The sequence below is a fragment of the Mesorhizobium sp. M7A.F.Ca.MR.362.00.0.0 genome (genome assembly GCF_004023175.1).
Taxonomy (GTDB): domain Bacteria; phylum Pseudomonadota; class Alphaproteobacteria; order Rhizobiales; family Rhizobiaceae; genus Mesorhizobium.
Genome location: NZ_RZTF01000406.1, coordinates 1 through 5,603, shown reverse-complemented (window position 1 = coordinate 5,603; position 5,603 = coordinate 1). Strand labels below are relative to the sequence as shown.

General features: G+C 58.8%; 3 protein-coding genes. 2 read left to right on the top strand and 1 reads right to left on the bottom strand.

The features are described from left to right. Nucleotides 1–156 precede the first annotated feature (156 nt). The gene (locus tag EOC06_RS31445; RefSeq protein ID WP_128309618.1) at nucleotides 157–549 is read left to right on the top strand and encodes a Rid family hydrolase; all 393 of its coding nucleotides are present in this window, start codon (nucleotides 157–159) and stop codon (nucleotides 547–549) included. Between the two features lie 199 nt (nucleotides 550–748). Continuing rightward, nucleotides 749–1,900, top strand: a complete 1,152-nt coding sequence (locus EOC06_RS31440; RefSeq protein WP_128309617.1) for a toll/interleukin-1 receptor domain-containing protein — start codon at nucleotides 749–751, stop codon at nucleotides 1,898–1,900. Between the two features lie 75 nt (nucleotides 1,901–1,975). Here the strand turns inward: EOC06_RS31440 and carB are convergent, their stop codons facing one another. Further along, nucleotides 1,976–5,476, bottom strand: coding sequence for a carbamoyl-phosphate synthase large subunit (carB, locus tag EOC06_RS31435; protein ID WP_128309616.1), 3,501 nt, complete (start codon nucleotides 5,474–5,476; stop codon nucleotides 1,976–1,978). Nucleotides 5,477–5,603 lie beyond the last annotated feature (127 nt).

The window sequence follows — 5,603 nt, the reverse complement described above, 5'->3', positions numbered from 1 at the left end:
CCAGGGAACGCCAACGTCTCACTCCGCTGGACCACCCCTCATCCGTCTCGGCGCTATCGCGCCGATCCACCTTCTCCCACAAGGGGAGAAGGGAAGAACGGCGCTGGCGTTCCGCCAGTGCGGGGATAAGCTCCCTGCAAACAAGGGAGATTTGCCATGAAGAAAGAAATCATCGAAGTGCCTGTCATGTCGGCCAAGGTGCGGGCGCTTGGCCTGCCGTGCTCGACGGCTGTGAAGGCCAATGGCTTCGTGTTCATCTCGGCGACGCCGCCGGTGGACATGGTGACCGGCGAGATGGTGCGCGGCGACATCGAGGTGCAGACCGAGGCGTCGCTGAAGGCGCTGAAACATTGCCTGGAAGCGGCCGGAACCTCGCTGGAAAACGTGGTGATGGTGCGCATCTACGCCGTCAACTCCGGCTTTTACAACGCCATCAACCGGGTCTATGCCCGGTACTTCAACGTCAACCCGCCGGCGCGGAGTTTTGTGCCGGTGGCGTCATGGCCGATGGAGTTCGACATTGAGATCGAGTGCGTGGCGGTGGCGTGAGGGCCGACAACGAGGTTAGAAATATCGCTGTTGAACTTTGTCATTTGGCCTTGCAAACAGGTGGAACGGTGCAGTGAAATCCTGTTTGCTGATCCGTTGCTATTTGGCTTTGGAACTTAGTGTGCCTACTTCGAAAAGCTGTTAATAAAGTCGAAGATTGCGTAGAATTTCGGGCATCTGGAAACGGTGAGATAATTCAATGAAAGCCTTTATCAGCTACGCGCGAGAGCGCGAGAAGAATGCAAAGGAGGTTTTTCTCCATTTGTCGGAGGTTGGAGTCGATGTCTTTTTTGACAAGGTATCTCTCTCGCCTGGAGATGAGTGGAAGAGGAGTTTACAAGAAAGTATCAAAAAATCTGATTTGATTCTATTGGTTGTCTCAAAGGAGACGTCGACAAAAGTTGGTGAATTACAAAGAGAGATAAGAATAATTCTCGAGGAATCAGCCAGGAGACCTCGAGGGCAGACCTACCTTGTCCCTATGCGTGTCGGAAAGGCGTCGCTTCCGAGTGAATTATTGGAGTTTCAATATTTTGACTATGGCTCGGGCGGATGGGCAAAAACGTTGCTTAATTCCGCGAGGTCGGTGGCCAAGCGGCTCGGTGAAGATAAAACAGTGAATAATATTGACCGATACCTTGCCAAATTAGAAGGTGATAGCCCTACGATTATTGAAAAGATTTCAGAAAAGAAGAAAAGATATAACGTTGATATCGAATTTATACAGTACAGAGATTCCTCAAATTATTTTCGATTTATAAACTCTCACATAGCGAAAGTTGCTCTTGGGGATTATTATGATTTTCTGCGAGGAATGACGGACTGGGTGGGGCGACCTGGAAAGTCGGACTTGAGCGTTTATGTGCGGGAGCATTTCAGCCGAGACGGTATAATATCGCTCCAAAAGTCATACGGTGACTATTGGTCGGGAGCTGCGCATCCCAATCATTCACTGACAACGTTCAATTTCGGAGGAGAGGATTGCGGCCTCGTGCAATTTGAAGACCTATTCGAAGTTTCTGAAGACGAAGCTGTGAAGATATTAAAGAGATGCGATGACATATTTCGCGTTAATTCTAAGTCGATAGGGGATGATACGGATGAATTTGATGTTAGTTTTTCAACTTTCGTCAACCCAGAATATATGACGGCACTGTCAATGTTAAAAAATTTTAACATTGATGATAGAGGAATTACATTCAATTTCGGCACCGGAAACGGCCTTCCGCATGTACTCGGTGAGCAGGATGTTCTTGTTCCGTGGTCGATCTGGAATTACAAGGTAAATAAATATCACGGAAAAACTAAAATTGCTAAATTCATTACCGCTGCTATGAATCCTTATGTTTGAACGTCATTCAGGCAGACAAATACTTTCGGATAAGACTCGGTCAAAATCGCTTCATCCCACCAGCAAGGGAATGCCCTAAGCAAAATACTCCTGCAGCGGCCGAACCTCCAGGCTCCCCGCCTTCAGCGCCGCAATCGCTTCCGCCACCGCAGCGGCACCCGACAGCGTCGTGTAGTACGGCACCTTCTGCATCAGCGTCGCCCTGCGCAGCGACTTGGAGTCCGACACCGCCTTCTGGCCGTCCGTCGTGTTGAAGACGATCTGCACCTGGCGGTTGCGGATGGCGTCTTCGATGTGGGGGCGGCCTTCCAGCACCTTGTTTATCTTCTGGGCATCGACACCGTTTTCAGCGAGGAAGCGGGCTGTGCCTGATGTGGCCAGCACCTTGAAGCCGAGGCCGGCGAGGCGCTTGACCGCCGGCAGTATGCCCTTCTTGTCCTCGTCGCGCACCGAGACGAACAGCGTGCCGGAGCGGGGCAGGTCGACGCCGGCGCCGAGCTGGCTCTTGGCGAAGGCCAGCGCGAAGTCGCGGTCGAGGCCCATGACCTCGCCGGTCGAGCGCATTTCCGGGCCGAGCAATATGTCGACGCCGGGGAAACGGGCGAAGGGGAACACGGCTTCCTTGACCGCGATGTGGCCGGGGTTCCTGGGGTCGGGCATCGCGCCGTAATGGGCGAAGGCGTCTTCCAATTTCTCGCCGGCCATGATGCGGGCGGCGATCTTCGCAATCGGACGGCCGATGGTCTTGGCGACGAAGGGCACGGTACGCGAGGCGCGCGGGTTGACCTCCAGCACATAGACCGTGCCGTCCTTGATCGCATATTGCACGTTCATCAGGCCGCCGACATTGAGCGCGCGGGCAAGCGCCGATGTCTGGCGCTCCAACTCGTCTACCAGTTCGGAAGGCAGCGAGTGCACCGGCAGCGAGCAGGCACTGTCGCCGGAATGGATGCCGGCTTCCTCGATGTGCTCCAATATGCCGGAGACGAAGGTCGACTTGCCGTCGCAGAGGCAGTCGACATCGACCTCGATGGCGCCGGAGAGATAGGTGTCGAACAGCAGCGGATTCTTGCCCAGCAGCGTGTTGATCTGGCCGGTCTTGTCGTTGGGGTACTTCTGCTTGATGTCCTCCGGCACCAGGCCGGGCACGGTGTCGAGCAAATAGGATTGCAGCATGCCTTCGTCATGGATGATCTGCATGGCGCGGCCGCCGAGCACATAGGACGGGCGCACCACCAGCGGGAAACCGAGCTCGCCGGCGACGAGGCGGGCCTGCTCGACCGAATAGGCGATGCCGTTCTTCGGCTGACTGAGGCCGAGCTTGTGCAGCAGCTTCTGGAAGCGGTCGCGGTCTTCGGCCAGATCGATCATGTCGGGCGAGGTGCCGAGGATCGGGATGCCGGCCTTTTCCAGCGCATCCGCCAGCTTCAGCGGCGTCTGGCCGCCGAACTGGACGATGACGCCGACCAGCTCACCTGAAGCCTGTTCGGCGCGCAGGATCTCCAGCACGTCCTCCGCCGTCAGCGGCTCGAAATAGAGGCGGTCCGAGGTGTCGTAGTCGGTCGAGACCGTCTCCGGGTTGCAGTTGATCATGATCGCTTCGTAGCCGGCGTCGCGCAGCGCGAAGGCGGCGTGGCAGCAGCAATAATCGAACTCGATGCCCTGGCCGATGCGGTTCGGCCCGCCGCCGAGGATGACGACCTTTTTGCGCGACGAGACCTGCGCCTCGTTGGCCAGCGCGCCGGCGAACGGCACTTCATAGGTCGAGTACATGTAGGCGGTGGGCGAGGCGAACTCGGCCGCGCAGGTGTCGATGCGCTTGTAAACAGGATGAACGTCGAGCTTTTCGCGAGCTTTCTGAATCACTTCGGCGTCGGTCTTCGTCAGCGACGCGAGGCGGGCATCGGAGAAGCCCATGGCTTTCAGCATGCGCAGGTTGACGGCATCCTCGGGAATGCCGTGCTCGCGGATGCGGGCTTCCATGGCGACGATGCCGGCGATCTGTTCGAGGAACCACGGGTCGATCTTGCACATGGCGTGCACGTCTTCCAGCGAGGTGCCCATGCGGATCGCCTGCGCCACCATGCGCAGCCGGTCGGGCGTCGGCGTGCCTAGGGCTGCGCGAATGGCGTTGCGGTCGTCGGCATGGTTGGCGGAACCAAGACCGGGGATTTCGATCTCGTCCAAACCGGTGAGGCCGGTCTCAAGTCCACGCAGTGCCTTCTGCAGCGATTCCTGGAAGGTGCGGCCGATGGCCATGACTTCGCCGACCGACTTCATGGCGGTGGTCAGCACCGGCTCGGCGCCGGGGAATTTTTCGAAGGCAAAGCGCGGGATTTTTGTGACGACGTAATCGATCGACGGCTCGAAGGAGGCTGGCGTCGCGCCGCCGGTGATGTCGTTCTCCAGCTCGTCCAGCGTGTAGCCGACGGCGAGCTTTGCCGCGATTGCCGCGATCTTGGCGATCGGGAAACCGGTCGCCTTGGAGGCAAGTGCTGACGAGCGCGAGACGCGCGGGTTCATCTCGATGACCACCAGGCGGCCGTCGGCCGGGTTGACGGCGAACTGGACGTTGGAGCCGCCGGTCTCGACGCCGATCTCGCGCAGCACCGCGATAGAGGCGTTGCGCATCATCTGGTATTCTTTGTCGGTCAGCGTCAGCGCCGGGGCGACGGTGATCGAGTCGCCGGTGTGCACGCCCATCGGGTCGATGTTCTCGATCGAGCAGACGATGATGCAATTGTCCGCTCTGTCGCGGACGACCTCCATCTCGTACTCCTTCCAGCCGAGCACGCTCTCCTCGATCAGCACTTCGGTGGTCGGCGAGGCGTCGAGGCCGGACTGGACGATCTCGTAGAATTCGGCGCGGTTGTAGGCGATGCCGCCGCCGGTGCCGCCCATGGTGAAGGACGGGCGGATGATGGCGGGCAGGCCGACATGGTCGAGCGCTTGTGCTGCGATCGCCATGCCATGGCTGATGTAGCGCTGCTTGCGGTCGCCTTCGCCGAGGTTCCAGCGGGTTTCCAGCGCGTCGAGCGCGGCGTCGAGATCGGCAGGGGCCTCGGCCTTGACGGCGGCGCGCTCGGCCTCATGCGTTTTGCGGTCGGTGTTCTTGACGTCGGTGGCGTTGGCCAGCATCGACTTCGGCGTTTCCAGGCCGATCTTCTTCATCGCCTCGCGAAACAGCGCGCGGTCCTCGGCCTTGTCGATGGCCGTGGCATCGGCGCCGATCATCTCGACATTGTAGCGCTCGAGCACGCCCATGCGGCGCAGCGACAGAGCGGTGTTGAGCGCGGTCTGGCCGCCCATGGTCGGCAGCAGCGCGTCGGGCCGCTCCTTGGCGATGATCTTGGCGACCACCTCAGGCGTGATCGGCTCGATATAGGTGGCGTCGGCCAGTTCCGGGTCGGTCATGATGGTGGCAGGGTTGGAATTGACCAGAATGACGCGGAAGCCTTCCTCCTTCAGCGCCTTGCAGGCCTGCGTGCCGGAATAGTCGAACTCGCAGGCCTGGCCGATGACGATGGGGCCGGCCCCGATGATCAGGATCGACTTGATGTCAGTGCGTCTTGGCATGTCAAAGGTCCGTTCGGCGGGCGGCTTGCACAAAAAACCGGGACGGGAAGACCCGGCCGGTTGTGCTCGCGATTCTGGTATCAGGCTAGGAGGGCCTTATAGGGAAGAGTTTTGACTGATGTAACCC